This is a genomic window from Actibacterium sp. MT2.3-13A, assembly GCF_018139985.1.
In the GTDB taxonomy this organism is placed as follows: Bacteria; Pseudomonadota; Alphaproteobacteria; order Rhodobacterales; family Rhodobacteraceae; genus JAGSOU01.
In genome coordinates, this window is sequence record NZ_JAGSOU010000009.1 from 19,987 (window position 1) to 42,359 (window position 22,373).

The following is a 22,373-nucleotide window of genomic DNA, read 5'->3' on the forward strand; positions in this document are numbered from 1 at the left end:
CGTTATCACCCCCACCTGAACGCCACGAACCGAAGGTCCGCCAATGCGTGCTGAAACGCAGAACATCGTCGAGGATATCCGCAAATCGCTGAAGCTGCTGGCGCAGCGCATGGATTGGGAAACCGCCGAGCACCGGCTCGAGGAATTCAACGCGATGTCCGAGGACCCGGACATGTGGAACGACCCTGCCAAGGCGCAGGCGCTGATGCGCGAGCGTCAGCAGCTGGTCGACGCCATCGACACCTACAAGGGCATCGGGCAGGAGCTGGAGGACAACATCGAGCTCATCGAGCTGGGCGAGATGGAAGACGACGCCGAGGTGGTGGCCGAGGCCGAGGCGGCCCTGAAGGCGCTCAAGGCGCGCGCCGCGCAGAAGGAGCTGGAGGCGCTGCTCGACGGCGAGGCCGACGGCAACGACACCTTCCTCGAAATCAACGCGGGCGCCGGCGGCACGGAAAGCTGCGACTGGGCCTCGATGCTGGCGCGGATGTATGTCCGCTGGGCCGAGAAGCACGGCTACAAGGTCGAGCTTCAGTCCGAAAGCGCGGGCGAAGAGGCGGGAATCAAGTCGGCCGCCTACAAGATCTCCGGGCCCAACGCCTATGGCTGGCTGAAATCGGAAAGCGGCGTGCACCGGCTGGTGCGGATCTCGCCCTACGACTCGGCGGCGCGGCGGCACACCTCGTTCAGCTCGGTCTGGGTCTACCCGGTGGTGGACGACAATATCGAGATCGAGGTCAACCCCGCCGACATCCGCATCGACACCTACCGCTCCTCGGGGGCGGGCGGGCAGCACGTCAACACCACCGACTCGGCTGTGCGGATCACGCATATGCCGACCGGGATCGTGGTGACCAGCTCCGAGAAATCGCAGCACCAGAACCGCGACATCGCGATGAAGGCGCTGAAATCGCGGCTCTACCAGCTGGAACTGGACAAGCGCAACGCCGCGATCACCGAGGCGCATGAGGCCAAGGGAGAGGCCGGCTGGGGCAACCAGATCCGCTCCTATGTGCTGCAGCCCTACCAGATGGTGAAGGACCTGCGCACGGGCGTCGAGACCTCGGACACGCAGGGCGTCCTCGACGGTGATCTGGACCGCTTCATGGCTGCGACGCTGGCGATGGACGTGGCCGGCAAGTCTCGCGCCGAGGCGCAGAACGAGGACTGACGGCCGGCAGGCCCGCGGGGCGGGCGGCCGCTGCCCGCGGGGCGAACGCATCCGGGCCCGGCGATGGGCGCGCAGCGTCGGCGCGGCCGCCCGGGCGCCGCGAAAATTCCCTTGATGGTCGCGATTTCCGTGTAACCTGTCCGCATACGCCGCGGGAAAGCGTATGAGGGAGGACAGACATGAGCGATGTGACCGCCGTTGAGGCGTCGCCGCGGCCGGAGATCGCCCGGCTGCATTTCCACGATCTGAAGGGGGCGCTGGCCGATGGCTGGCGCGATTTCAGGCGCGCGCCGGGCTTCGGCCTGTTTTTCAGCGGCGTCTATGTGCTGGGCGGGCTGGCGCTGGTGCTGCTGGGGGCGGGCACCGTGGCCTGGACCCTGACGGTCTCGCTGGGCTTTCCGCTGGTCGCGCCCTTCGCCGCGGTGGGGCTCTACGAGGTCAGCCGCCGGCTGGAGCAGGGCCAGCCCCTCGTGTGGCGCGAGATCCTGGGCGTGGTGGCACGCGAGAAGGACCGCCAGATCCCCTGGATGGGGGCGATCATTGTCATTTATTTCCTGTTCTGGACCTTCCTCGCGCATATGATTTTCGCGCTGTTCATGGGGCTGAGCGTGATGACCAATATCAGCTCGTCGCTGGAGGTGTTCCTGACCGCGAGCGGGCTGAGCATGATCGCGGTGGAACTGGTGGTCGGCGGGGCCTTCGCCTTCGTCCTCTACAGCCTGACGGTGGTCAGCCTGCCGCTGCTGCTGGACAAGGAGATCGATTTCGTCAGCGCCATGCTGATCAGCTTCCGCACGGTGCAGGAGAATTTCGCGGTGCTTCTGGCCTGGGCCTTCGTTATCGCGACGCTGGTGTTCTGGTCGATGGTGCCGCTGTTCCTGGGCCTGCTGGTGGCGCTGCCGGTGCTGGGGCACGCCACCTGGCATCTCTATCGCCGGGCGCTGGTCTCGCCCGCGGGCTAGCCAAAACGAAACGGGCACCCCCAGGGGTGCCCGTCGGACTGGGACATGCGCGCCTGCGCGGCGGGGCTCAGCCCTGCTCGGGGGCGCGGCGCGGCGGCTGCGCGGGCTTGGCGGCACCGCCGGTCGAGAGCGGATCGTCGGCGCGCTGCACCGAACCTTCGAAATGCGCGCCGGATTCGATCGCGATGGTCTTGTGGATGATGTCGCCCTCGACCCGCGCGGTCGAGGTCAGGCGCACCTTCAGACCGCGCACGCGGCCCACGATGCGGCCGTTCACCACCACGTCGTCTGCGATGACCTCGCCGCGGATCGTGGCGCCTTCGCCCACGGTCAGAAGATGGGCGCGGATGTCGCCGTCGACGACGCCTTCGACCTGGATGTCGCCGGTGGTTTTCAGGTTGCCAGTCACGGTCAGGTCCGAGGACAGCAGCGATGCGGGCGGCTTCGCCTTGGGGGCGGTGGCCTGCGTCTCGGGCTTGGGCGCGGCTGCGGTCTCGGGCGCCTTGGCTTTTTCTGCGTCGCCGGCCTGTTTCGGGCCGGGCTCATTGATCCTGCTTTTAGAAAACATCTCTGGCTGCCTTGATATAGGTCATCGGGTTGATGGGTTTGTCGCCGACGCGCACCTCATAGTGCAGATGGGTGCCGGTGGAACGGCCGGAATTCCCCATATCACCAATCCGGTCCCCGCGCGAGACCCTATCCCCGACGTTCACGCGAAGTTTGGCCAGGTGGGCATAGCGGGTTTCGATCCCGAATTCGTGCTGGATCTTGATCAGACGGCCATAGCCGCTGGACCAGCCGGCATGGGTGACGACGCCATCGGCGGTGGCGTAGACGGGTGTGCCGTAAGAGGCGGCGAGATCGGTGCCTTCGTGCATCCGGCCCCAGCGCGGGCCGAAGCCACTGGTAAAGCGGAAGGCCGATTTGACAGGAACCGCGAAGGGCGTCTTCTGCGCCGCGATGCGGTAGAGGTTCAGCCGGTCCAGCCCGTGCAGGATCTGGTTGGCGCGCAGCTGCTCGGCACTGGGCGCCTCGCCCTTGGTCGAGATGCCGATCGGCGTCAGCGGCCCGCCCATGCCGGAATAGCCCTGGCGCACCTGGTCGATCAGGTTCTCGGTGGACAGGCCGGCGGCGCGGAACATCTTGTCCAGCGGCTCGACCGAGACCGTCAGCGCCTCTTCGATCTGGCTGAAGATATGGTCGCTGCGGTCCTGCGCGAGGCGGCGCTCATAGAGCAGCTCGTCGGTCAGGTCATAGGCCTTGGCGGCCTCGGCGGCGACGGCGTCGCGTTCTACCGCGGTCAGTTGCAACGCGTCGGTCATGAAGGCCAGGGTGGATTCCATGTCCGCCATCCGGCCGACGCGGGCATCGACCGAGTCGGCCACGCCGTCGAGTTCCGCGGTCAGGATCCCGGCCTTTTGCAACGCCTCGTCGCGCTCGGTCATGGTGTTGCGCAGGGTGGTCTGGATCACCTCGATGCCGGTTTCCAGCTCGCGCCGCCGCTCCTCGGAGGCGAGCAGCGCCGACTGCATCTTGGAAATCTCGGCCAGCGCCACGTTGAAGCGGGCCTGCGCGGCATGGGCCTCCTCGGCGCGGATGTCGCGTTCTTCGGCGAGGGCGTTGAGCCGGGTCTCATAGGTCTGCTGTTCGCGCGCGGCCTGGTCGCGCAGGCTGCCCGCCCCGATGCTGTCCATCGCCAGGATCGCGGCGGCGACGATCGCCCAGCCCAGCGTCAGGGCCGATCCGCCGAGCGCCAGAAGCTGCGTCGCCGGGCTGAGGCGGATGAACCGCGTGCTGTCGTCGGTGCGCAGAAACAGGCGCTGTTCCGGAAGGTAGCGCTCAAGCGCCGCGTTGAAACGGTGTATCAGCCTGTGGCTCACTGCTCTGCCTCTTGTCCCACCCCAGTCTTGCCGACCGATCGCTCCCCAACATCACGGTCGGGAATCCCTTACCCAGCGTCGGTCATTGCTGCAAGTTTTTTGAACAATGCGGTCCACCGGCTGCGCGGCTTTACGCAAAATGGGCAGAAATCTGCCGATGCGCCGGGTGGTTAGCGTATGTTGCTGCCCTCGGCGAGCGGCCAGTAGAAATCCGGCGGCAGGCCCGCCTCGGCGCGTTTTTCCTCGTTGAAGGGGGGCTTAAGCGCGCCGTGGAAATATTTGCGGACGAGGGCGTGGAACACCTCCTTTGGGTCCTTTTCGTGCCGCCCGCAGAGGAAGTGGAACCATTTCGAGCCATAGGCGACATGGCCGACCTCCTCGCCGTAGATGACCTCAAGCGCCGCGACGGCCCTGTCGTCGCCGGCCTTGCGGAAGATCTCGATCATGCCCGGGGTCACGTCCAGCCCGCGCGCCTCCAGCACCATGGGCACCACGGCGAGGCGCCCCATCAGGTCCTCGGCGGTGTCCTCGGCCGCGCGCCACATGCCGGCATGGGCGGGCAGGGCGCCGTAATGGCTGCCCATCCGCTCCAGGCAGTCGCAGACCAGGTTGAAATGCTTGCTCTCCTCGTCCGCGGCCTTCACCCAGTCGTCGTAGAATCCCATGGGCATGGGCACATGGCCGAAGCGCGCGATCACGTCCCAGTGCAGGTCCACGGCGTTGAGCTCGATATGCGCCACGGCATGTAGTAGCGCGATGCGCCCCTCGGGCGTGCCGGGCCTGCGGCGCGGCACGTCGCGGGGCGACAGCAGCGCCGGCTTTTCAGGTCGCGCCGGGCGCAGCGGCGGGGTTGCGGTGCCCACGGGCAGGGGATCGCCCGCCGCGCGGGCGGCGAACCATGCGGCAGCGTGCCGGCGGCTGAGCGCGGTCTTTTCGCGGCCGTCGGCGGTGGTCAGAACCTCCGTGGCCATCCCGGTCAGCGTCGTGCCGCTCACAGCGCGCGCACCGCGTCCAGCACCTCGGCGGCGTGGCCGGCGACCTTCACCTTGGGCCAGACCTGCGCGATCCTGCCGTCCGCGCCGATCAGGAAGGTGGTGCGCTGGATGCCCATGCTTTTCTTGCCATACATGGTCTTCTCGACCCAGACGCCGTAGCGCTCGCAGACGTCGCTGTCGGCGTCCGACAGCAGGCTGACCGCCAGCTCGCGCTTTTCGCGGAACCTGCAATGCCTGGCCACGGTATCCTTGGAGATGCCGAAGACCCTCGCGCCCGCGACCGCGAATTCGGGCAGAAGGGCGGTGAACTCCAGCGCCTCGGTGGTGCAGCCCGGGGTGTCGTCGCGCGGGTAGAAATAGAGGACCACCGGCCCGCCTTTCAGCGCCGAAAGGGTGACCTCCGCGCCGGTCTCGTCGGGCAGGGTGAAGTCGGGGGCTTGCGCGCCGATATCTGTCATCTGGCTCATGTCCTCGCGTCGGGTTACACTGGGCTCAATACTAGAGCGCGCGGCAAGAAGTCAAAGCCGCGCCGAGCCCGAGGCAAGAGGACGCGCAGCAGGCGCCACATGAGCGACACGACCTCCCCGATCCCGCCGCGTCCCAAGCGGCGCTTCGGCATCTGGATGCTGCTCAGCCTGGCCCTTCTGGCCGGGCTCGCTGGCGTGGCCGCGCTGTCGCTGACCGGGCGCATGATTGGCCTGCCCGGCTGGGTGACGGCCCGGATCGAGGCACGGGTGAACGCCGCCACCGCGCCGGTCTCGGTGCGGTTGGGGGGCGTGGACGTGTTCTTCTCGGCCGGCGGCGTTCCGCAGGTGCATCTGCGCCAGGTGGTGATCTCGGACGGGGCCGGGCGGCCGGTGGCGCGCGTGCCCGAGGCCAGCGCGGTGCTGGCGCCGGGGCCATTGATGCAGGGCCAGCTGGCGCTGCAGCGGGTGGCGCTGACCGGGGCCGAGCTGACCCTGCGGCGCGCCTCGGACGGCTCGTTCGACCTGGCGCTCGGCGACGCGGTGGTGCCGGTGCGCGAGGCCGAGAGCCTGGTCGACGTTCTGGACGGGATCGACCGGGTGTTCCTGAACCCGGTGCTGGCTGGGCTGGAGGGGGTCTCGGTCGAGCAGCTGGCGCTGAGCTACGAGGATGCGCGCGCCGGTCGCGTGTGGAACGTGGAGAATGGGCTGCTGACGCTGGACCAGACGCCCGACGACGTGGCGCTGCGGCTGTTCTTCTCGCTGCGCAATGACCGCGGCGCGCCCTCGGAGGTGGCGTTGAGCTTCGACACGGTGAAGGGCTCGCCCGAGACCCGCGTCTCGGCCAATTTCAGCGACATGGAGGCGGCCGATATCGCCACGCAATCGCCGGCGCTGGCCTTCCTGTCGGTGATCGACGCGCCGATCTCGGGGGCGATGCGCAGCGGGGTGACGCCGGATGGGGCGATCGCGCCGCTGAATGCCGCGCTGGAGATCGGCGCCGGGGCGCTCAGGCCCGAGGCCGGCGCGCCGCCGATCCGCTTCAACCGCGGCAAGAGCTATTTTTCCTACGCCCCCGAGGAGGGCAAGATCACGCTCGACGAGATCGCGCTGGACACCGCCGCGCTGCGCCTGCGCGCCGAGGGTCATGCCTTTCTGCGCGATGCGGTGGATGGCTGGCCGCGCACGCTGGTCAGCCAGATCCAGTTCCGCGAGGTCGAGCTGGACCCGGAGGGCGTGTTCGAGGCGCCGGCGCGTTTCACCGGCGGCGCGCTGGACCTGAAGCTGGAACTCGCCCCGTTCACCGCGACCATCGGGCAGGTGGCGTTGCTGGACGCCGAGGGCTCGGCCTATCGCGGCAAGGGCATGGTGCGCGCCCGGCCCGACGGCTGGCAGGTCGATCTCGACCTGTCGCTCGACGCGATCACCGAGGCGCGGCTGCTGGCGCTCTGGCCGGTCGATCTGGCGCCGCGCACCCGCGACTGGATCGCGACCAACGTGGTGACGGGAAACCTGGAGAACGTGACCGCCGCCCTGCGGCTGTCGCCCGAGGTCCCGCCGCGCGTCGCGCTGAGCCACGAGTTCCGCGATGCCACCGTGCGTTTCCTGCGGACCATGCCGCCGGTGGAGCACGGGAGCGGCTACGCCTCCATCCTGGGCGACAGCTTCACCCTGGTGGTGGAGGAGGGGCGCGTGACCGCGCCATCGGGCGGGCGGGTGGACGTGGCGGGCTCGGTGATGCGGGTGCCCGACATCACCCAACGTCCGGCCCGCGCCGAGATCGACCTGCGCACCGACAGCGGCCTTGAGGCGGCGCTGTCGCTGCTCGACCTGCCGCCGCTGCAGATCATGTCCAAGGCCGGCCGGCCGGTGGACCTGGCCGAGGGTCACGCGGTGACCGAGGCGCATATCGCGCTGCCGCTGGTCAAGGGGGTGAAACCCGCGGACGTGGATTACAGCGTGACCGGGCGGCTTGAGGGGGTGCGCTCCGAGACGCTGGTCAAGGGGCGGGTTCTGGCGGCCGAGACGCTGGAGCTGCGCGCGGATCGCACGGAGCTGTCGATCGGGGGCGCGGCGACGCTGGACGGGGTGCCGGTGCGCGGCGCCTGGGTGCAGAAGATGGGGCCGGAGCATCGCGGCGTGAGCCGGGTCGAGGGCATGGTCGAGCTGTCGCAGCGGGCGGTGGAGGCCTTCGACATCGGCCTGCCCGCGGGCAGCGTCAGCGGTGCGGGCTGGGGCACGGTCGCGGTCGATCTGGTGCGCGGCGCGGCGCCGCGCTTCACCCTGACCTCCGACCTGAACCGGGTTGGGCTCAGCCTGGCCGACCTCGGCTGGTCCAAGCCGCGCAACGTGCCCGGGCGGCTGCATGTGGCGGGCACGCTGGGCGCGCCGCCCGAGATCGAGAGCGTCGAGCTGTCGGCGCCGGGGCTTTCCGCCACCGGCGCGGTCAGCATCACCCCCGAGGGGGCGCTGCGCGAGGCGCGCTTTTCCCGCGTGCGGCTGGGCGGCTGGCTGGACGCGCCGGTGGTGCTCAGCGGCCGGGGCAAGGGCCGCTCGCCCGCGGTGCGGCTCGATGGCGGCACGGTCGATCTGCGCGGCCGGACCGATCCGGGCGGCATCGGCGGCGGCGCGGGCGGCGGCGGCGCGCCGATCGAGGTGGCGCTCGACCGGCTGATCGTGTCCGAGACCATCCGGCTCGCCGGTCTGCGCGGCACGCTCAGCCGCACCGGCGGTCTTAACGGCACGCTCACCGGGCAGGTGGTGGACGGCGCGCCGGTGCGCGTCACGCTGGCCCCGCAGGCCGGGGGCACCGGCATAAGGGTCCAGTCCGAGGACGCCGGCGGCGTGCTGCGCGGGGCGGGCGTGTTCGAGAAATCGCATGGCGGCCGGATGGACCTGATGCTGACGCCGCTGGACCGGCCCGGCCACTACAAGGGCACGCTGTCGATCCGGAACACCCGGGTGCGCGGCGCGCCGGTTCTGGCCGAACTGCTGAGCGCGATCAGCGTCGTCGGCCTGCTGGAGCAGATGGGGGGCGAGGGGCTGGCCTTTTCCGATGTCTCGGCCGCTTTCACCTTGACGCCCGAGGCGCTGCACATCAAGAGGGGCGCCGCCGTCGGCCCCTCGCTGGGGATTTCGCTGGCCGGGATCTACGAATTCGAAAGCAAGAAGCTGAATATGCAGGGCGTGATTTCCCCCATCTACATGTTCAACGTCATCGGCAGCGTGCTGACGCGCCGGGGCGAGGGGCTGTTCGGCTTCAACTACCGCCTGCGCGGGGATGCCAGCGCGCCCAAGGTCTCGGTCAACCCGCTGTCGATCCTGACGCCGGGGATGCTGCGCGAGATCTTTCGCGGCCCGGCACCGGAGCTGGGGGAATGAGGCTGTCGGAGTTCGATTTCGACCTGCCGGAAGAGCTGATCGCGACCCGGCCCGCGCGTCCGCGCCCCTCGGCGCGGCTGCTGGCCGCCGAGGGCGACGCGATCCGCGATCTGCATGTCTACGACCTGCCCGGCCTGCTGCGCGCGGGCGACCGGCTGGTGCTGAACAACACCAGGGTGATCCCGGCGCGGCTGTCGGGGCGGCGGCGACGCGAAACGCCAGAGGGGACGGTCGAGGCGAAGGTCGAGATCACCCTGCTGGAGCCGCGTCCGGCCGGGCGCTGGCAGGCGCTGGCCAAGCCGCTGCGCAAGCTGCGCCAGGGCGAGGAACTGCTGTTCTCCGACTCGCTGTCGGCGCGGGTGGTGGAGAAGGGCGAGAGCGATCTGGTGCTGGAGTTCAACCTCGCCGGCGCGGATTTCGATGCCGCCCTGGCCGAGGCCGGCGCCATGCCCCTGCCGCCCTATATCGCGGCCAAGCGCCCTGCCGACGCGCAGGACAAGGACGACTACCAGACGGTCTTCGCCCGTCACTCGGGCGCGGTGGCCGCGCCCACGGCCTCGCTGCATTTCGACCGGGAACTGCTGGAAAAGCTCGCCGCGATGGGGGTGGAATTCACCGAGGTCACGCTGCATGTCGGCGCGGGCACCTTCCTGCCGGTTAAGGTCGATGACGTGAGCCAGCACCGGATGCACGCCGAATGGGGAGAGGTGAGCGAGCGGGCCGCGGCAGAGATCAACGCCACCCGCGCCGCGGGCGGCCGTGTGATCCCGGTGGGCACCACCGCGCTGCGCCTGATCGAAAGCGCGGCGGACGAGGCGGGCGTCATGCACCCGTTCCGCGGCGAGACCGACATCTTCATCACGCCGGGATACCGTTTCCGCGTCACCGACGGGCTGATGACCAATTTCCACCTGCCGAAATCGACGCTGATGATGCTGGTCTCGGCGCTGATGGGGACGGAGCGGATCCGCCGCATCTACGCCCATGCCATCGCCGGGCGCTACCGCTTCTTCTCCTATGGCGACGCCTCGCTTCTGATCCCCTGAGGCCGCATCCGGCCACCGGTCTGTCGCCTGTGGCACATCCCTGTTACGCTGGCCTGGTCTAAGCAACCCGAAACAAAGAGGAAGAGGCGCGTGATTCAGGTATTGGCCAGCTCCTGGGCCCTGTTGCTGGGGATGTTGCTGTTGATGGTCGGCAACGGGCTGCAGGGCACGCTTCTGGGCGTGCGCGGCGGGCTGGAGGGGTTCTCGACCTTCGAGATGTCGCTGGTGATGTCGGCCTATTTCCTGGGCTTCCTTGGCGGCTCGCGCCTGGCGCCGGAGATGATCCGGCGCGTCGGCCATGTGCGGGTCTTCGCGGCGCTGGGGTCGTTCATCTCGGCGGCGTTGATCCTGTTTCCCTCGATCACCGAGCCCTGGGCCTGGGTGGTGCTCCGGGTGGCGATCGGGTTCTGTTTCTCGGGCGTCTATGTGACGGCGGAAAGCTGGCTGAACAACTCGGCCACCAACGAAACCCGCGGGCAGGCGCTGTCGCTCTACATGATCGTGCAGATGGCCGGTATCGTGTCGGCGCAGGGGCTTCTGGTGCTGGGCGATCCGGGCGGGTTCATCCTGTTCATCGTGCCCTCGGTGCTGGTCTCGATCTCCTTCGCGCCGATCCTGCTGTCGGTCAGCCCCACGCCCGCCTTCGACACCACCAAGCCGATGAGCCTGCGCCGGCTGCTGGAGGTCTCGCCGCTGGGGCTGGTGGGGATCTTCCTGATGGGCGGGGTCTATTCGGCGCTGTTCGGCATGGCCTCGGTCTTCGGTTCGCAGGCGGGGCTGAGCGTGGCGCAGATCTCGCTTTTCGTGGCGTCGATCTATCTCGGCGGGCTGCTGACGCAGTTCCCGATCGGCTGGCTGTCGGACCGGATGGACCGGCGCGTGCTGATCCTGGGCGTGGCGCTGGGCGGGGCGGCGGCGGCGGCGCTGGGCATGGCGCTGGGCGGCGCGCTGGGCGTGCTGTTGCTGGCGGCGTTCCTGGTCGGCGGCACCTCGAACCCGCTTTACGCCCTGCTGATCGCGCATACCAACGACTTTCTCGAGCATGACGACATGGCCGCCGCCTCGGGCGGGCTGCTTTTCGTCAACGGCGTGGGGGCGATCGCCGGGCCGCTGATCACCGGCTGGATGATGAGCGCGGTGGGGCCTTGGGGATTCTTCCTGTTCGTCGCGCTGCTGATGGGCGCGCTGGCGGTCTATGCCGGCTACCGCATGACGCAGCGTCCCGCGCCCGCGATCGAGGACACCGGCTCCTACTCGCCGGTCCTGCCCAGCGCCACGGCGGTCGCCGTCGAAGTTGCCCAGGAAGTGTTCATCGAGGGACTGGAAGAGGCCGGGGAAGACGCAGCCGAAGAGGGTGCGGCCATTGTGGCCGGCAGGTGACGCGCAATTTTGTTGCGAGACCGTTACAAATCTGAGACCTTTCGGGAAAACAGGCTGAGCCAAGGCGAGGAAGGTGAACCATGCTGGGCCCCGAAGATGTGAATGCGTTTTGGCTGGACGAGGTCGGGCCGCAGGGGTGGTACGCGACCGATCCGGCGCTCGATGCCCGCATCCGCGACAGGTTCGAGGGGCTGTGGGAGCGCGCCCGTGACGGGGGCCTGCACGATTGGCTGGTGACGCCCCGCGGCATGCTGGCCTACCTGATCCTCACCGACCAGTTCCCGCGCAACATGTTCCGCGGCGAGGCGCGTGCCTTCGCCACCGACGGCATCGCCCGGGCCGAGGCGAAACGCGGCATCGACCGCGGTTTCGACATGAAGGTGGCCGAGCCCGAGCGGCAGTTCTTCTACCTGCCCTTGATGCATTCCGAATGCCTGACCGATCAGGACCGCTGCGTGCGGCTGATGGTGACCCGGATGGCCGAGACCGGCGCGGGCAACCTGCTGCATGCCAAGGCGCATCGCGAGGTGATCCGCCGCTTCGGCCGCTTCCCCTACCGCAACGAGGCGCTGAAGCGCAGCTATTCCGAGGGCGAGCGCGCCTTCGTCAAGGAAGGTGGCTACGGCCGGACGCTGGAAAAGCTGCGCGCCTGAGCGCGGGCGCGCGTCTTGGCGTTGAACCCCTTCGCCGGCTCGACTAGCATCGGGCGCAAACCGGCAGGGGAGACAAGGCATGGCGGGCAAATCCTTTGACATGATCGTGATCGGCGCGGGGCCCGGCGGCTACGTCGCCGCGATCCGCGGCGCGCAGCTGGGCCTGAAGGTGGCCGTAGTCGAGCGCGAGCATCTGGGCGGCATTTGCCTGAACTGGGGCTGCATCCCGACCAAGGCGCTGCTGCGCTCGGCCGAGGTGTTCCACCTGATGCACCGCGCCAAGGAATTCGGCCTGAAGGCCGACGGCATCGGCTACGACCTGCCGGCGGTGGTGAAACGCTCGCGCGCGGTGGCCGGGCAGCTGTCGGGCGGCATCGGGCACCTGCTGAAGAAGAACAAGGTGACCGTGGTGATGGGTGAGGCGCGTCTTGCCGGCCGCGGCACGGTGGCGGTGAAGACCGACAAGGGCGAAGAGACGCTGAGCGCGAAGAACATCGTGCTGGCCACCGGCGCGCGCGCGCGGGAACTGCCGGGCCTGGAGGCCGACGGCGATCTGGTCTGGACCTACAAGCACGCGCTGCAACCCGCCCGCATGCCGAAGAAGCTGCTGGTCATCGGCTCGGGCGCGATCGGGATCGAATTCGCCAGCTTCTACAACACGCTGGGCGCCGAGACGACGGTGGTCGAGGTGATGGACCGCATCCTGCCGGTCGAGGACGCCGAGATCTCGGCCTTCGCCAAGAAGCAGTTCGTCAAGCAGGGCATGACGATCATGGAAAAGACCATGGTCAAGCAACTCGACCGCGGCAAGGGCAAGGTCACTGCCCATATCGAAACCGGCGGCAAGATCGAGACGCGCGACTTCGACACCGTGATCTCGGCCGTGGGCATCGTCGGCAATGTCGAGGGGCTGGGCCTGGAAGCGGCGGGCGTCAAGATCGACCGCACCCATGTGGTGACGGATGAATTCTGTCGCACCGGGGTCGAGGGGCTTTATGCCATTGGCGACATCGCCGGCGCGCCCTGGCTGGCGCACAAGGCCAGCCACGAGGGCGTCATGGTGGCCGAGCTGATCGCCGGACAGCACGCCCACCCGATCAAGCCGGGCAGCATCGCCGGCTGCACCTATTGCCACCCGCAGGTCGCCAGCGTCGGTCTGACCGAGGCTAAGGCCAAGGAGGCCGGCCATGAGGTGCGGGTCGGCCGCTTCCCCTTCATCGGCAACGGCAAGGCGATCGCGCTGGGCGAGCCCGAGGGGATGGTCAAGACAGTGTTCGATGCGAAAACAGGCGAGCTGTTGGGCGCGCATATGGTCGGCGCCGAGGTGACCGAGATGATCCAGGGCTATGTCATCGGCCGCCAGCTTGAGACGACGGAGGTCGAGCTGATGCAGACGGTCTTCCCGCATCCGACGCTGAGCGAGATGATGCATGAAAGCGTTCTCGACGCCTTTGGCCGCGTGATCCACATGTGAACGGTGGGCGGGCCGCGCAAGCTTGATCGGGGTCAAGGCGCGCGACCGCCCGGGGCCGTCTAATCGGCGGATGCAGACCGCTTCGCCCCCTGACATCGATCTCATCGGCTGCGCCGAGGCGCGGACCATTCCAGGGCTGTTCTTCCGCCGGGCCGCGCGCGACCCGGAGCGCGTCGCCTATGCCGGGTTCCGCGACGGGCGGTGGGTCGAATTCACCTGGGGGCAGATCGCGCGGCGGGTGGCGCGCCTGCGCGCCGCGCTCGACGATGCCGGACTGCGGGTGGGCGAGCGGGTGGCGCTGTGGTTGCCGAACGGCCCGGACTGGGTGGCGTTCGACATCGCGGCGGCGGCGAACGGGCTGATCACCGTGCCGCTCTATTTCCACGACAGCCCCGAAAACGCCGGCTTCATCCTGGCGGGGGCCGGCGCGCGGCTGTGCGTCGTCGAAAGCGGCGCGCAATGGCGGGCGCTGGCCCCGCATCTGTCCGGCTGCGACGCCCTCGGCGATGTCTGGCTGCGGGCGGGCGGCGAAGATGCGGCGCCCGGGCGCGCGCCCCGGGTCTCGGCCCTGTCTGCCGTGCTGGGCGAAGGCGAGGTCAGCCCGGACGACATCAGATGCGGCCCGCAGGATATCGCCACGATCATCTACACCTCAGGCACCACCGGCCGGCCCAAGGGCGCGATGCTGTCGCACCATGCGCTGCTGTGGAACGCGGAGGCCGTCACCCGCTTCGTCCCACCGCTGAAAAGCGACGTGTTCCTGTCCTTGCTGCCGCTTGCCCATGCCTTCGAGCGGACGATGGGCTATCACCTGGCCATGATGGGCGGCGCGCGCGTGGCCTATGCGCGCGGGCTGGACTGCCTGCGCGAGGATATGCTGACGGTCAGGCCGACCGTCCTGATCGCCGTGCCGCGGCTCTATGAGCGCCTCTACGAGGCCATCCTCCAGACGGCGGCGGTGAATCCTGTCAAAAGGCGTCTTGCCGCCGCCGCCGCCGATCTCGGCTGGCGGATCTTCGAGGCGGGGCAGGGGCGCGGCGCACGCCCCGGGCCGGTGGCGCGCCACCTGCTGTGGCCGCTGCTGGAGCGCCTGGTCGCCCGCCCGGTGCAGGCGGCCTTCGGCGGGCGGTTGCGGGTCGCGGTCAGCGGCGGCGCGCAGCTTTCGACCGAGGTCAGCCGTTTCCTGATCGGGCTCGGCGTGCCGCTGATCGAGGGATACGGGCTGACCGAGGCGGCGCCGGTGGTCACCGCCGCGTCCTTCGAGGACAATGCGCCGGGCTCGGTCGGGCGGCCGCTGCACGGTGTCGCGCTGCGGCTCGACGCGCAGGGCGAGTTGCAGGTCAGGACGCCTGCGATGATGGCGGGTTACTGGAACGACCCGCAGCAGACCGCCGCCGCGATCACCGGCGATGGCTGGCTGCGCACCGGCGACATCGCCGAGATCCGGCAGGGCCGGGTCTATATCAGGGGGCGCCTGAAGGAGGTGATCGTGCTGTCCACCGCGAAAAAGGTGGCCCCCGTCGAAGTCGAGGCCGCAATCGAGCGCGTTCCGCTGGTCGATCAGGCCTGCGTCGTGGGCAACGGCCGGGCCAGCCTTGTGGCGATCGTCGTGTTGAACGCCAGCGCATGGGCGGAGCTCGCCGCCGAAACCGGCCTCGACCCGCGCGATCCGAACCATCCCGCCGCCGCCGGCGCGATCCTGGCGCGCATCGCGCCGGCGACGGCGGGCCTCGCCCCCCATGCCCGGGTGCGCGGCGTTCATGTAGCGCCGGCCCCCTGGACCGTCGGCGATGGCACGTTGACGCCGACCCTGAAAATCCGCAGGCAGGAGATCGAGGCGCGGCACCGGCCCGAGATCGACGCGCTTTATGAACGTCTCGCCGCGCGCCGGAACGGCGCGGGACGCCATCGGGCGCCGGCCCCGGGGGGATGAGAATGGACAGCACAGCCACCGCGGATCGCTGTCGGATCACGGGCCGCAGGACGGTCGATCCGTCGCGCCTGTCGCCCTCGGCGCGCGATGCGTTCGGCCGCGAGCTCTATGCGATCCACCGGCAGATATTCTCTGGCGTCACCGAGGAACGGTTTCGATCGCATGTCATCGAGCCCCCGGCAGAGAGCACCGCGGTGCAGATCTATCTCGGCGCGGGGGGCGAGGTTGTGGGGTATTGCGCGGTGCATCGCTACCGGCGCCGCATCGGCGGGCGCGACACGATCGTCCTGCGGGCCGAGGCCGGGCTGCGGCCGGAATACCGCGGGCGCGGCACGACCTACTGGTTTGGCATGATCCGCGCGCTGGCCGAAAAGCTGCGCCATCCCTTCACCGCGGTCTACTACCTCGGCACGCTCGTGCACACGTCGAGCTACCACCTGTTCTTCAAGTATTTCCCGCGCGTCTATCCGCACCCCGATCTGGGGTTCCCCGAGGCCGCGCGCGCGGTGGCGCTGGAACTGGCCGACAGTTTTCCCGACCCGGCGGCGGATGCGTCCGACCCGCTGGTGCGCGCGGTCGGCTGGATCACCATCGAGACGCCGCAGGAAAAGGCGCTGGACCGGCGCGGCGACCTGCCGGACGTGCGGTATTTCAAGTCCCGCAACCCCGGCTATGTCGCGGGGCAGGGGCTGGTCGTTCTGGTGCCCATTACCTTTGGCAACGTTGCGGCGGCCATGCTGGCGCGGCTGGGCGAGCTGGCACGGCTGGCGGTGCGGCGCCACGAGCCGCCGCTGTGAGAGGCCCCGCCGCCGAAGACATTCATTTTCACAGATATGTCATCAAACTGGTGAAGAGCCGTTACATCTCTTCGCTACCCGGACGGCGGACACGGCCCGCGCTCTGCGGCGCCGTGCGGTTTCCGAAGGAGAAGACATGAAACGGACCCTCACCCTGGCGACGGCCGTCGCCGCCCTGACCACGACCGGCGCGCTGGCCGGGAGCATGGATTTCGGCGCGATGGTCGAGAAGATGATGCAGGACAACCTGCCGGCGCTGTTCGGCGTGAGCGCGCCGCTGGCGGCCTCCGCCCCGTCGACCGAGGGCGCCTATCGCGGCGCCGATCAGGCGGCTGCCGACCAGGTGCTGCTGGCCGAGGGCCTGAGCGCCGCCTACCTGTCCCGGGACGTCGCCAACAAGCTGGACATGTTCGCGCTCTATCCGGCCGCGAACCCGACCCATCTGATCGCCTGCGTCGAGGGCGGCCGCGAGGAGATCGCCGCGGGCAAGATGAACCCCTCGGTGCAGCGCATCGCGCTGGACGGCAGCTCGGTCGAGACCATCGTGCGCGGCATGGACCGCTGCGACGGCATCCGCACCACCGCCTGGGGCACGGTGCTGGCCACCGAGGAGACCGAGGACGGTGCGGCCTACGAGATCCTCGACCCGCTGGAGATGGCCGAGGTCACCGTCATCGACCGTGACAGCGGCGAGACCACCGACCCGACCCTGATGGTCAAGCGCCCGGCCCTGCCGACAATGGCCTGGGAGGGCCTGACCGTGCTGGACAGCGGCGTGGTGATCGGCGGCGACGAGCTGCGCCCGGGCACCGCCTATCCCGGCACCGACGGCGGCGCGCTCTTCAAGTTCGTTCCGGCCGAGGCCCATGCCGGCGGCATGATCGACAGCCTCGACGCCTCGCCGCTGTCCGAGGGCGCCAGCTACGCGCTGCGGGTCTCCTGCGTGAACAAGAAGGAGCAATACGGCCAGGGCTGCGAAGTCGGTAACGGCGCCTGGGTCGCAATCGATCCCGCCCGCGCCCGCGTCGGCGCCGATCTGGCCGGGGCCACCGGCTTCTACCGCCCCGAGGACCTGCATGTGGACCCGGTCTATGCCGGGGAGGGCGTGCGCTTCTGCTGGACCAACACCGGCAATACCAAGGCCGGGAACTATGGCGAGGTGATGTGCGGCGTGGACCGCGCGCCGCTGAACGCCGATGCCGGCGCCCTGAACGTGGTGATCAACCGCTTCATCGAGGGCGACAGCGAGCTGAACGCGCCGGACAACCTGGCCTTCAACCCGGTGTCGGGGCTGCTCTATGTGGTCGAGGACAACGAGAACGGCGACATCTGGGCCTGCCTGCCCGACGGCGCCGACCGCGACATAAAGAGCGACGGCTGCATCCGTGTGCTGTCGGTGAAGGACAGCTCGGCCGAGCCGACCGGCTTCATGTTCTCGCAGGACGGCACGCAGGCCTATGTGTCGATCCAGCATTCGGACGACGCCAACATGGCGAAGGTCGACGATTACGGCACCGACGACCTGCTGGTGATCAGCGGCTTCAGCAAGTAAGCGCGGCCCGGAAAACCACGGCGGGGCGCCCCTTTTGGGGCGCCCCGTTCGCGTGTTCCGCCGGGGCGCTCCCGCCAGGGGCGCGCGGGTCTGCCGGCCCGCGGCCCCGGTTGGGCCCGGCATGGCCGCCTGCGCGGCCATGCGGCGGTGCTCAGTGGGTGACGGCGCCGCCGGCCGTCTGCCAGTGATGCAGCCCGCCGAGGTTGTAAACCTCCTTGAACCCCAACTGCAGCAACATCTGCGCCGCCATCTGCGAGCGCGCGCCCGAGGCGCAGTAGAGCGCCACCGGCTTGTCCACCGACAGTTCGGCGAGGAATTCGAGGCTGGCGGGATCGGCCTTCATCCGCAGCACGGGCAGGGGGATGTGGATCGCGCCCGCGGCGTGGCCGGTCATCTTCAGCTCGTTGCCGTCGCGCACGTCGATCAGCGTCAGCGCGCCGGCCGCGACCCTGGCGATGGCGTCCTGGGCGTCGATTGCGGCCACGCGGGGGCCGGAGGGGCGGAGAAAGTTCAGCATGTCAGTTGTCCTGTTCGTCTTGAGCAGCGTTGGCGCAGATATATATTCCTGAAGGTGAATGTGAAGGCTTCTCATGCACGAGATGCGCGCGGCGCGGCATGTTCGCGCAATGTTCCTAGTTTTCGGTTGGAGACTCGGGCGTCCTCCACTATTTCTTAACCGATGGATCAGGGGGCGGTAATGGCCGAGCTGAAAAAGATCGAGGTGCGCGGCGCGCGCGAGCATAATCTCAAGGGCATCGACGTGGACATCCCGCGCGACGAGTTGGTGGTGATCACCGGCCTGTCGGGCTCGGGCAAGTCCAGCCTCGCCTTCGACACGATCTATGCCGAGGGCCAGCGCCGCTATGTCGAAAGCCTGTCCGCCTATGCGCGGCAGTTCCTGGACATGATGGAAAAGCCGGATGTGGACCACATCTCCGGCCTGTCGCCCGCGATCTCCATCGAACAGAAAACGACCTCCAAGAACCCGCGCTCCACCGTCGGCACGGTGACGGAGATCTACGACTATCTCCGCCTTCTCTTTGCCCGCGCGGGCACGCCCTTCAGCCCCGCGACCGGCCTGCCGATCGAGGCGCAGCAGGTGCAGGACATGGTGGACCGGGTGATGGCGCTGGAGGAGGGCACGCGCGCCTATCTGCTGGCGCCCATCGTGCGCGACCGCAAGGGCGAATATCGCAAGGAATTCCTGGAACTGCGCAAGCAGGGCTTCCAGCGGGTCAAGGTGAACGGGGAATTCCACGACCTCGACGAGCCGCCCGCGCTGGACAAGAAATTCCGCCACGACATCGACGTCGTGGTGGACCGGATCGTGGTGCGCGAGGGGATGGAGACGCGCCTGGCCGACAGTTTCCGCACCGCGCTGGACCTTGCCGACGGCATCGCCATCCTGGAGACCGCGCCAAAGGAGGGTGAGCCGGAGCGCATCACCTTCTCCGAAAACTTCGCCTGCCCGGTTTCGGGTTTCACCATCCCCGAGATCGAGCCGCGGCTGTTTTCCTTCAACGCGCCCTTCGGCGCCTGCCCGGCCTGCGATGGCCTTGGGGTGGAGTTGTTCTTTGACGAACGCCTCGTGGTGCCCGATGCCAGCCTGCGCGTGCTCGACGGCGCGCTGGCGCCCTGGCGCAAGGGCAAGTCGCCCTATTTCACCCAGACCATCCAGGCCATCGCGCGGCATTACGAATTCGACCCTAACACGCCCTGGAAGGATCTGCCGGCGCATGTGAAGCAGGTGTTCCTCTATGGCTCGGGCGAGGAGGAGATCCCGTTCCGCTATGACGAGGGCGGGCGGGTCTACCAGGTCAGCCGGGTCTTCGAGGGGGTGATCCCCAACATGGAGCGGCGCTACCGCGAGACCGATTCCAGCTGGGTGCGCGAGGAATTCGAGCGCTACCAGAACAACCGCCCCTGCGGCACCTGCGAGGGCTACCGGCTGAAGCCCGAGGCGCTGGCGGTCAAGATCGCCGGCCTGCATGTCGGCCAGGTGGTCGAGATGTCGATCAAGGAGGCCTACAAGTGGTGCGAGACGGTGCCCGGGCACCTGACCGCCCAGAAGAACGAGATCGCTCGCACCATCCTCAAGGAAATCCGAGAGCGGCTGGGCTTCCTCAACAACGTGGGCCTGGAATACCTGACCCTTTCGCGCAACGCGGGCACGCTCTCGGGCGGCGAGAGCCAGCGCATCCGTCTGGCCAGCCAGATCGGCTCGGGGCTGACGGGGGTGCTTTATGTGCTCGACGAGCCCTCGATCGGCCTGCACCAGCGCGACAACGGCCGGCTGCTGACCACGCTCAAGAACCTGCGCGACCAGGGTAACACGGTGATCGTGGTCGAGCACGACGAAGAGGCCATCCGCGAGGCCGATTACGTTCTCGACATCGGCCCCGGCGCGGGCGTGCATGGCGGGCGGGTGGTGGCCCGCGGCACACCCGAGGAGATCGCCGCCGACCCGGCCTCGATCACCGGGCAATACCTGACTGGCACGCGCCGGATCCCGATCCCGGCCGAGCGGCGCGCGGGCAACGGCAAGGCGATCACCGTGGTCAAGGCCAGCGGCAACAACCTGCGCGACGTGACGGCGGAGTTCCCGCTGGGCCGGTTCGTGTGCGTCACCGGCGTCTCGGGCGGGGGCAAGTCGACCCTGACCATCGAGACGCTGTTCAAGACGGCGTCGATGCGGCTGAACGGCGCGCGCCAGACCCCCGCGCCCTGCGAGACCATCAAGGGGCTGGAGCATCTGGACAAGGTGATCGATATCGACCAGCGCCCGATCGGCCGCACGCCGCGGTCGAACCCCGCAACCTACACCGGCGCCTTCACCCCGATCCGCGACTGGTTCGCCGGGCTGCCCGAGGCCAAGGCGCGCGGCTACAAGCCGGGGCGGTTCAGCTTCAACGTCAAGGGCGGGCGCTGCGAGGCCTGCCAGGGTGACGGCGTGATCAAGATCGAGATGCATTTTCTGCCCGATGTCTACGTCACCTGCGAGACCTGCAAGGGCGCACGTTATAATCGCGAGACACTGGAAATCCGTTTCAAAGGCAAGAGTATAGCCGACGTTCTTGATATGACGGTTGAAGATGCGCAGGAGTTCTTCAAGGCGGTTCCCGCGATCCGCGACAAGATGGATGCGCTGGCCCGGGTGGGGCTGGGCTACATCAAGGTCGGCCAGCAGGCCACGACCCTGTCGGGCGGCGAGGCGCAACGGGTGAAGCTGTCCAAAGAGCTGTCCAAGCGCGCCACCGGCCGCACCCTCTATATCCTCGACGAGCCGACGACGGGGCTGCATTTCGAGGATGTGAAGAAGCTGCTGGAGGTGCTGCACGAGCTGGTCGATCAGGGCAACTCGGTCGTGGTGATCGAGCATAACCTCGACGTCATCAAGACCGCCGACTGGATCATCGACATCGGACCCGAGGGCGGCGATGGCGGCGGCGAGATCGTGGCCGTGGGCACGCCCGAAGTGGTCGCCGAGGTCGGGCGCAGCCATACCGGGCGCTACCTGAAGGAGATCCTCTCGGCCAAGCGCGTGGCGGCGGAGTAGGGCCGGTGGTGACGGTCGGGCTGGCCCTGGGGTCGGGCGGCGCGCGCGGCTGGTGCCATATCGGCGTGCTGCGCGCGCTAGAGGAGATCGGCGTCAGGCCGGACGTGATCGCCGGCTGCTCGATGGGGGCGCTGGTCGGCGCAGCCTACGCGGGCGGCAAGCTCGACGCGCTGGAGAAATGGGTCCGCAGCCTGACCCCGGCGCGTGTCGTCGGGCTGATCGACATCCGTCCCGGCAGCGGCGGCATCGTGGCCGGCAGCGAGATCGTGGCGATGCTGAAGAAGTTCGGCCTGCCCGAGCGGATCGAGGATCTGGATATCCCCTTCGCGGCGGTCGCCACCGACATGGAGACCGGGCGCGAGGTCTGGCTGCGCGAGGGAAAGCTGGCGGATGCCGTGCGCGCCTCGGTGGCGCTGCCCGGCGTGATCAGCCCGCACCGCCTGGACGGGCGCTGGCTGCTGGACGGGGGGCTGACCAACCCGGTGCCGGTCTCGGTGGCCCGCGCGATGGGGGCCGAGGTGATCATCGCGGTCAATCCCAACGCGAATCTGCACGGCCGGATCTGGCAGCGCCCCGCGCCGGCCTGGGAAAAACTGCTGCGCGATCTGCCCGAGGGGCTGGCCAAGGCGCTGCTGCCCGAGCCGAAAGACGACAGCCCGCCCGGCTATGCCGATGTGGTCGCCACGGCGATCGACGTGATGACCGAACAGATCCGCCGCGCGCGGCTGGCGGGCGAGCCGCCGCATGTGCTGCTGAACGCCGAGTTGTCGGACATCACGGTGCTGGAACTGCACCGAGGCGAGGAGGCCATCGCAGAAGGCCGGCGCATCGTGCGGGCGCAGAAGGACTGGATCCTGGATTGCACCGGGCGGGCAGGGGGCGCCTGAGGCGCCCGCCGTCCCGGGGTTACTTATCCTTCGGGCAGGTGTTGATCCCGAGGATCGTGTAGAGCGGGCAACTCGACATCAGGCCGGTCGCCAGCGGGACGATGCCCAGCAGGTAGAGCCAGCTGAATTTCCCCTCCACCATGAAAAAGGCCAGGATCATCGCGGCACCGAGCACGATGCGCGCGATGCGGTCGGTGCTGCCAACGTTCTTCTTCAACATCTTGAATCTCCGAAAGGCTGTT

General features: G+C 68.7%; 18 protein-coding genes. 12 read left to right on the forward strand and 6 right to left on the reverse strand.

The window, feature by feature from the left end:
- The first annotated feature begins 43 nt into the window (after positions 1–43).
- Entirely contained in the window at positions 44–1,171 is a 1,128-nt protein-coding gene (gene prfB, locus KCI33_RS09690) for a peptide chain release factor 2 (protein WP_212524585.1), read from the forward strand.
- Positions 1,172–1,350: 179 nt separating this feature from the next.
- Entirely contained in the window at positions 1,351–2,133 is a 783-nt protein-coding gene (locus tag KCI33_RS09695; RefSeq protein WP_212524586.1) for a DUF2189 domain-containing protein, read from the forward strand.
- A gap of 67 nt (positions 2,134–2,200) precedes the next feature.
- On the opposite strand, the gene KCI33_RS09700 is transcribed toward KCI33_RS09695, so the two are convergent.
- From KCI33_RS09700 to bcp, 4 genes are all read right to left on the reverse strand, one after another.
- Entirely contained in the window at positions 2,201–2,701 is a 501-nt protein-coding gene (locus KCI33_RS09700) for a polymer-forming cytoskeletal protein (protein ID WP_212524587.1), read from the reverse strand.
- Complete coding sequence (locus KCI33_RS09705) at positions 2,691–4,013, reverse strand: M23 family metallopeptidase (protein WP_349252200.1); 1,323 nt, start codon at positions 4,011–4,013, stop codon at positions 2,691–2,693. Before KCI33_RS09705 ends, KCI33_RS09700 begins: the two co-directional genes overlap by 11 nt.
- 170 nt (positions 4,014–4,183) lie before the next feature.
- The gene (locus tag KCI33_RS09710; RefSeq protein ID WP_212524710.1) at positions 4,184–4,984 is read right to left on the reverse strand and encodes a ferritin-like domain-containing protein; all 801 of its coding nucleotides are present in this window, start codon (positions 4,982–4,984) and stop codon (positions 4,184–4,186) included.
- A gap of 20 nt (positions 4,985–5,004) precedes the next feature.
- A complete protein-coding gene (gene bcp / locus KCI33_RS09715) occupies positions 5,005–5,466 on the reverse strand; it encodes a thioredoxin-dependent thiol peroxidase (RefSeq protein WP_212524709.1) in 462 nt (153 codons plus the stop codon).
- A 108-nt stretch (positions 5,467–5,574) separates the two neighbouring features.
- On the opposite strand from bcp, the gene KCI33_RS09720 reads away from it, so the two are divergent.
- The 8 genes from KCI33_RS09720 (at position 5,575) to KCI33_RS09755 (ending at position 17,688) form a co-directional block, all read left to right on the forward strand.
- Positions 5,575–8,853: an AsmA-like C-terminal region-containing protein gene (locus KCI33_RS09720; RefSeq protein WP_212524588.1), complete on the forward strand. Its 3,279-nt coding sequence runs from the start codon at positions 5,575–5,577 to the stop codon at positions 8,851–8,853.
- Positions 8,850–9,899 carry a tRNA preQ1(34) S-adenosylmethionine ribosyltransferase-isomerase QueA gene (queA, locus tag KCI33_RS09725; protein ID WP_212524589.1) on the forward strand — a complete coding sequence of 350 codons (1,050 nt, stop codon included), beginning with the start codon at positions 8,850–8,852 and terminating at the stop codon, positions 9,897–9,899. Before KCI33_RS09720 ends, queA begins: the two co-directional genes overlap by 4 nt.
- 90 nt (positions 9,900–9,989) lie before the next feature.
- A complete protein-coding gene (locus KCI33_RS09730; protein ID WP_212524590.1) occupies positions 9,990–11,279 on the forward strand; it encodes an MFS transporter in 1,290 nt (429 codons plus the stop codon).
- A gap of 80 nt (positions 11,280–11,359) precedes the next feature.
- A complete protein-coding gene (locus tag KCI33_RS09735) occupies positions 11,360–11,932 on the forward strand; it encodes a DUF924 family protein (protein ID WP_212524591.1) in 573 nt (190 codons plus the stop codon).
- A 79-nt stretch (positions 11,933–12,011) separates the two neighbouring features.
- Entirely contained in the window at positions 12,012–13,406 is a 1,395-nt protein-coding gene (gene lpdA / locus KCI33_RS09740; protein ID WP_212524592.1) for a dihydrolipoyl dehydrogenase, read from the forward strand.
- Positions 13,407–13,476: 70 nt separating this feature from the next.
- A complete protein-coding gene (locus tag KCI33_RS09745; protein WP_212524593.1) occupies positions 13,477–15,339 on the forward strand; it encodes a long-chain fatty acid--CoA ligase in 1,863 nt (620 codons plus the stop codon).
- 2 nt (positions 15,340–15,341) lie between these two features.
- Entirely contained in the window at positions 15,342–16,136 is a 795-nt protein-coding gene (locus KCI33_RS09750; RefSeq protein ID WP_249139007.1) for a hypothetical protein, read from the forward strand.
- A 136-nt stretch (positions 16,137–16,272) separates the two neighbouring features.
- Positions 16,273–17,688, forward strand: coding sequence for an alkaline phosphatase PhoX (locus KCI33_RS09755; protein WP_212524595.1), 1,416 nt, complete (start codon positions 16,273–16,275; stop codon positions 17,686–17,688).
- A 151-nt stretch (positions 17,689–17,839) separates the two neighbouring features.
- On the opposite strand, the gene KCI33_RS09760 is transcribed toward KCI33_RS09755, so the two are convergent.
- Positions 17,840–18,205, reverse strand: a complete 366-nt coding sequence (locus KCI33_RS09760) for a rhodanese-like domain-containing protein (protein ID WP_212524596.1) — start codon at positions 18,203–18,205, stop codon at positions 17,840–17,842.
- A gap of 180 nt (positions 18,206–18,385) precedes the next feature.
- Between KCI33_RS09760 and uvrA the strand changes: the two genes are divergently transcribed.
- Both uvrA and KCI33_RS09770 read left to right on the forward strand, forming a co-directional pair.
- Positions 18,386–21,244, forward strand: a complete 2,859-nt coding sequence (gene uvrA / locus KCI33_RS09765) for an excinuclease ABC subunit UvrA (protein ID WP_212524597.1) — start codon at positions 18,386–18,388, stop codon at positions 21,242–21,244.
- 8 nt (positions 21,245–21,252) lie between these two features.
- Positions 21,253–22,131 carry a patatin-like phospholipase family protein gene (locus KCI33_RS09770; protein WP_212524598.1) on the forward strand — a complete coding sequence of 293 codons (879 nt, stop codon included), beginning with the start codon at positions 21,253–21,255 and terminating at the stop codon, positions 22,129–22,131.
- A 19-nt stretch (positions 22,132–22,150) separates the two neighbouring features.
- Here KCI33_RS09770 and KCI33_RS09775 read toward each other — a convergent pair whose 3' ends face one another.
- Positions 22,151–22,351 (reverse strand): DUF2892 domain-containing protein, encoded by a 201-nt coding sequence (locus KCI33_RS09775; RefSeq protein ID WP_212524599.1) that lies wholly within the window; start codon positions 22,349–22,351, stop codon positions 22,151–22,153.
- Between the last annotated feature and the right edge of the window lie 22 nt (positions 22,352–22,373).

Coding starts and splice junctions, on each gene's coding strand:
- queA (WP_212524589.1), top strand. CDS start 8,850: ATGAGGCTGTCGGAGTTCGATTTCGACCTGCCGGAAGAGCTGATCGCG.
- lpdA (WP_212524592.1), top strand. CDS start 12,012: ATGGCGGGCAAATCCTTTGACATGATCGTGATCGGCGCGGGGCCCGGC.
- KCI33_RS09695 (WP_212524586.1), top strand. CDS start 1,351: ATGAGCGATGTGACCGCCGTTGAGGCGTCGCCGCGGCCGGAGATCGCC.
- KCI33_RS09755 (WP_212524595.1), top strand. CDS start 16,273: ATGAAACGGACCCTCACCCTGGCGACGGCCGTCGCCGCCCTGACCACG.
- KCI33_RS09775 (WP_212524599.1), bottom strand. CDS start 22,351: ATGTTGAAGAAGAACGTTGGCAGCACCGACCGCATCGCGCGCATCGTG.
- KCI33_RS09760 (WP_212524596.1), bottom strand. CDS start 18,205: ATGCTGAACTTTCTCCGCCCCTCCGGCCCCCGCGTGGCCGCAATCGAC.
- prfB (WP_212524585.1), top strand. CDS start 44: ATGCGTGCTGAAACGCAGAACATCGTCGAGGATATCCGCAAATCGCTG.
- KCI33_RS09745 (WP_212524593.1), top strand. CDS start 13,477: ATGCAGACCGCTTCGCCCCCTGACATCGATCTCATCGGCTGCGCCGAG.
- KCI33_RS09720 (WP_212524588.1), top strand. CDS start 5,575: ATGAGCGACACGACCTCCCCGATCCCGCCGCGTCCCAAGCGGCGCTTC.
- KCI33_RS09710 (WP_212524710.1), bottom strand. CDS start 4,984: ATGGCCACGGAGGTTCTGACCACCGCCGACGGCCGCGAAAAGACCGCG.
- uvrA (WP_212524597.1), top strand. CDS start 18,386: ATGGCCGAGCTGAAAAAGATCGAGGTGCGCGGCGCGCGCGAGCATAAT.
- bcp (WP_212524709.1), bottom strand. CDS start 5,466: ATGACAGATATCGGCGCGCAAGCCCCCGACTTCACCCTGCCCGACGAG.
- KCI33_RS09700 (WP_212524587.1), bottom strand. CDS start 2,701: ATGTTTTCTAAAAGCAGGATCAATGAGCCCGGCCCGAAACAGGCCGGC.
- KCI33_RS09735 (WP_212524591.1), top strand. CDS start 11,360: ATGCTGGGCCCCGAAGATGTGAATGCGTTTTGGCTGGACGAGGTCGGG.
- KCI33_RS09750 (WP_249139007.1), top strand. CDS start 15,342: ATGGACAGCACAGCCACCGCGGATCGCTGTCGGATCACGGGCCGCAGG.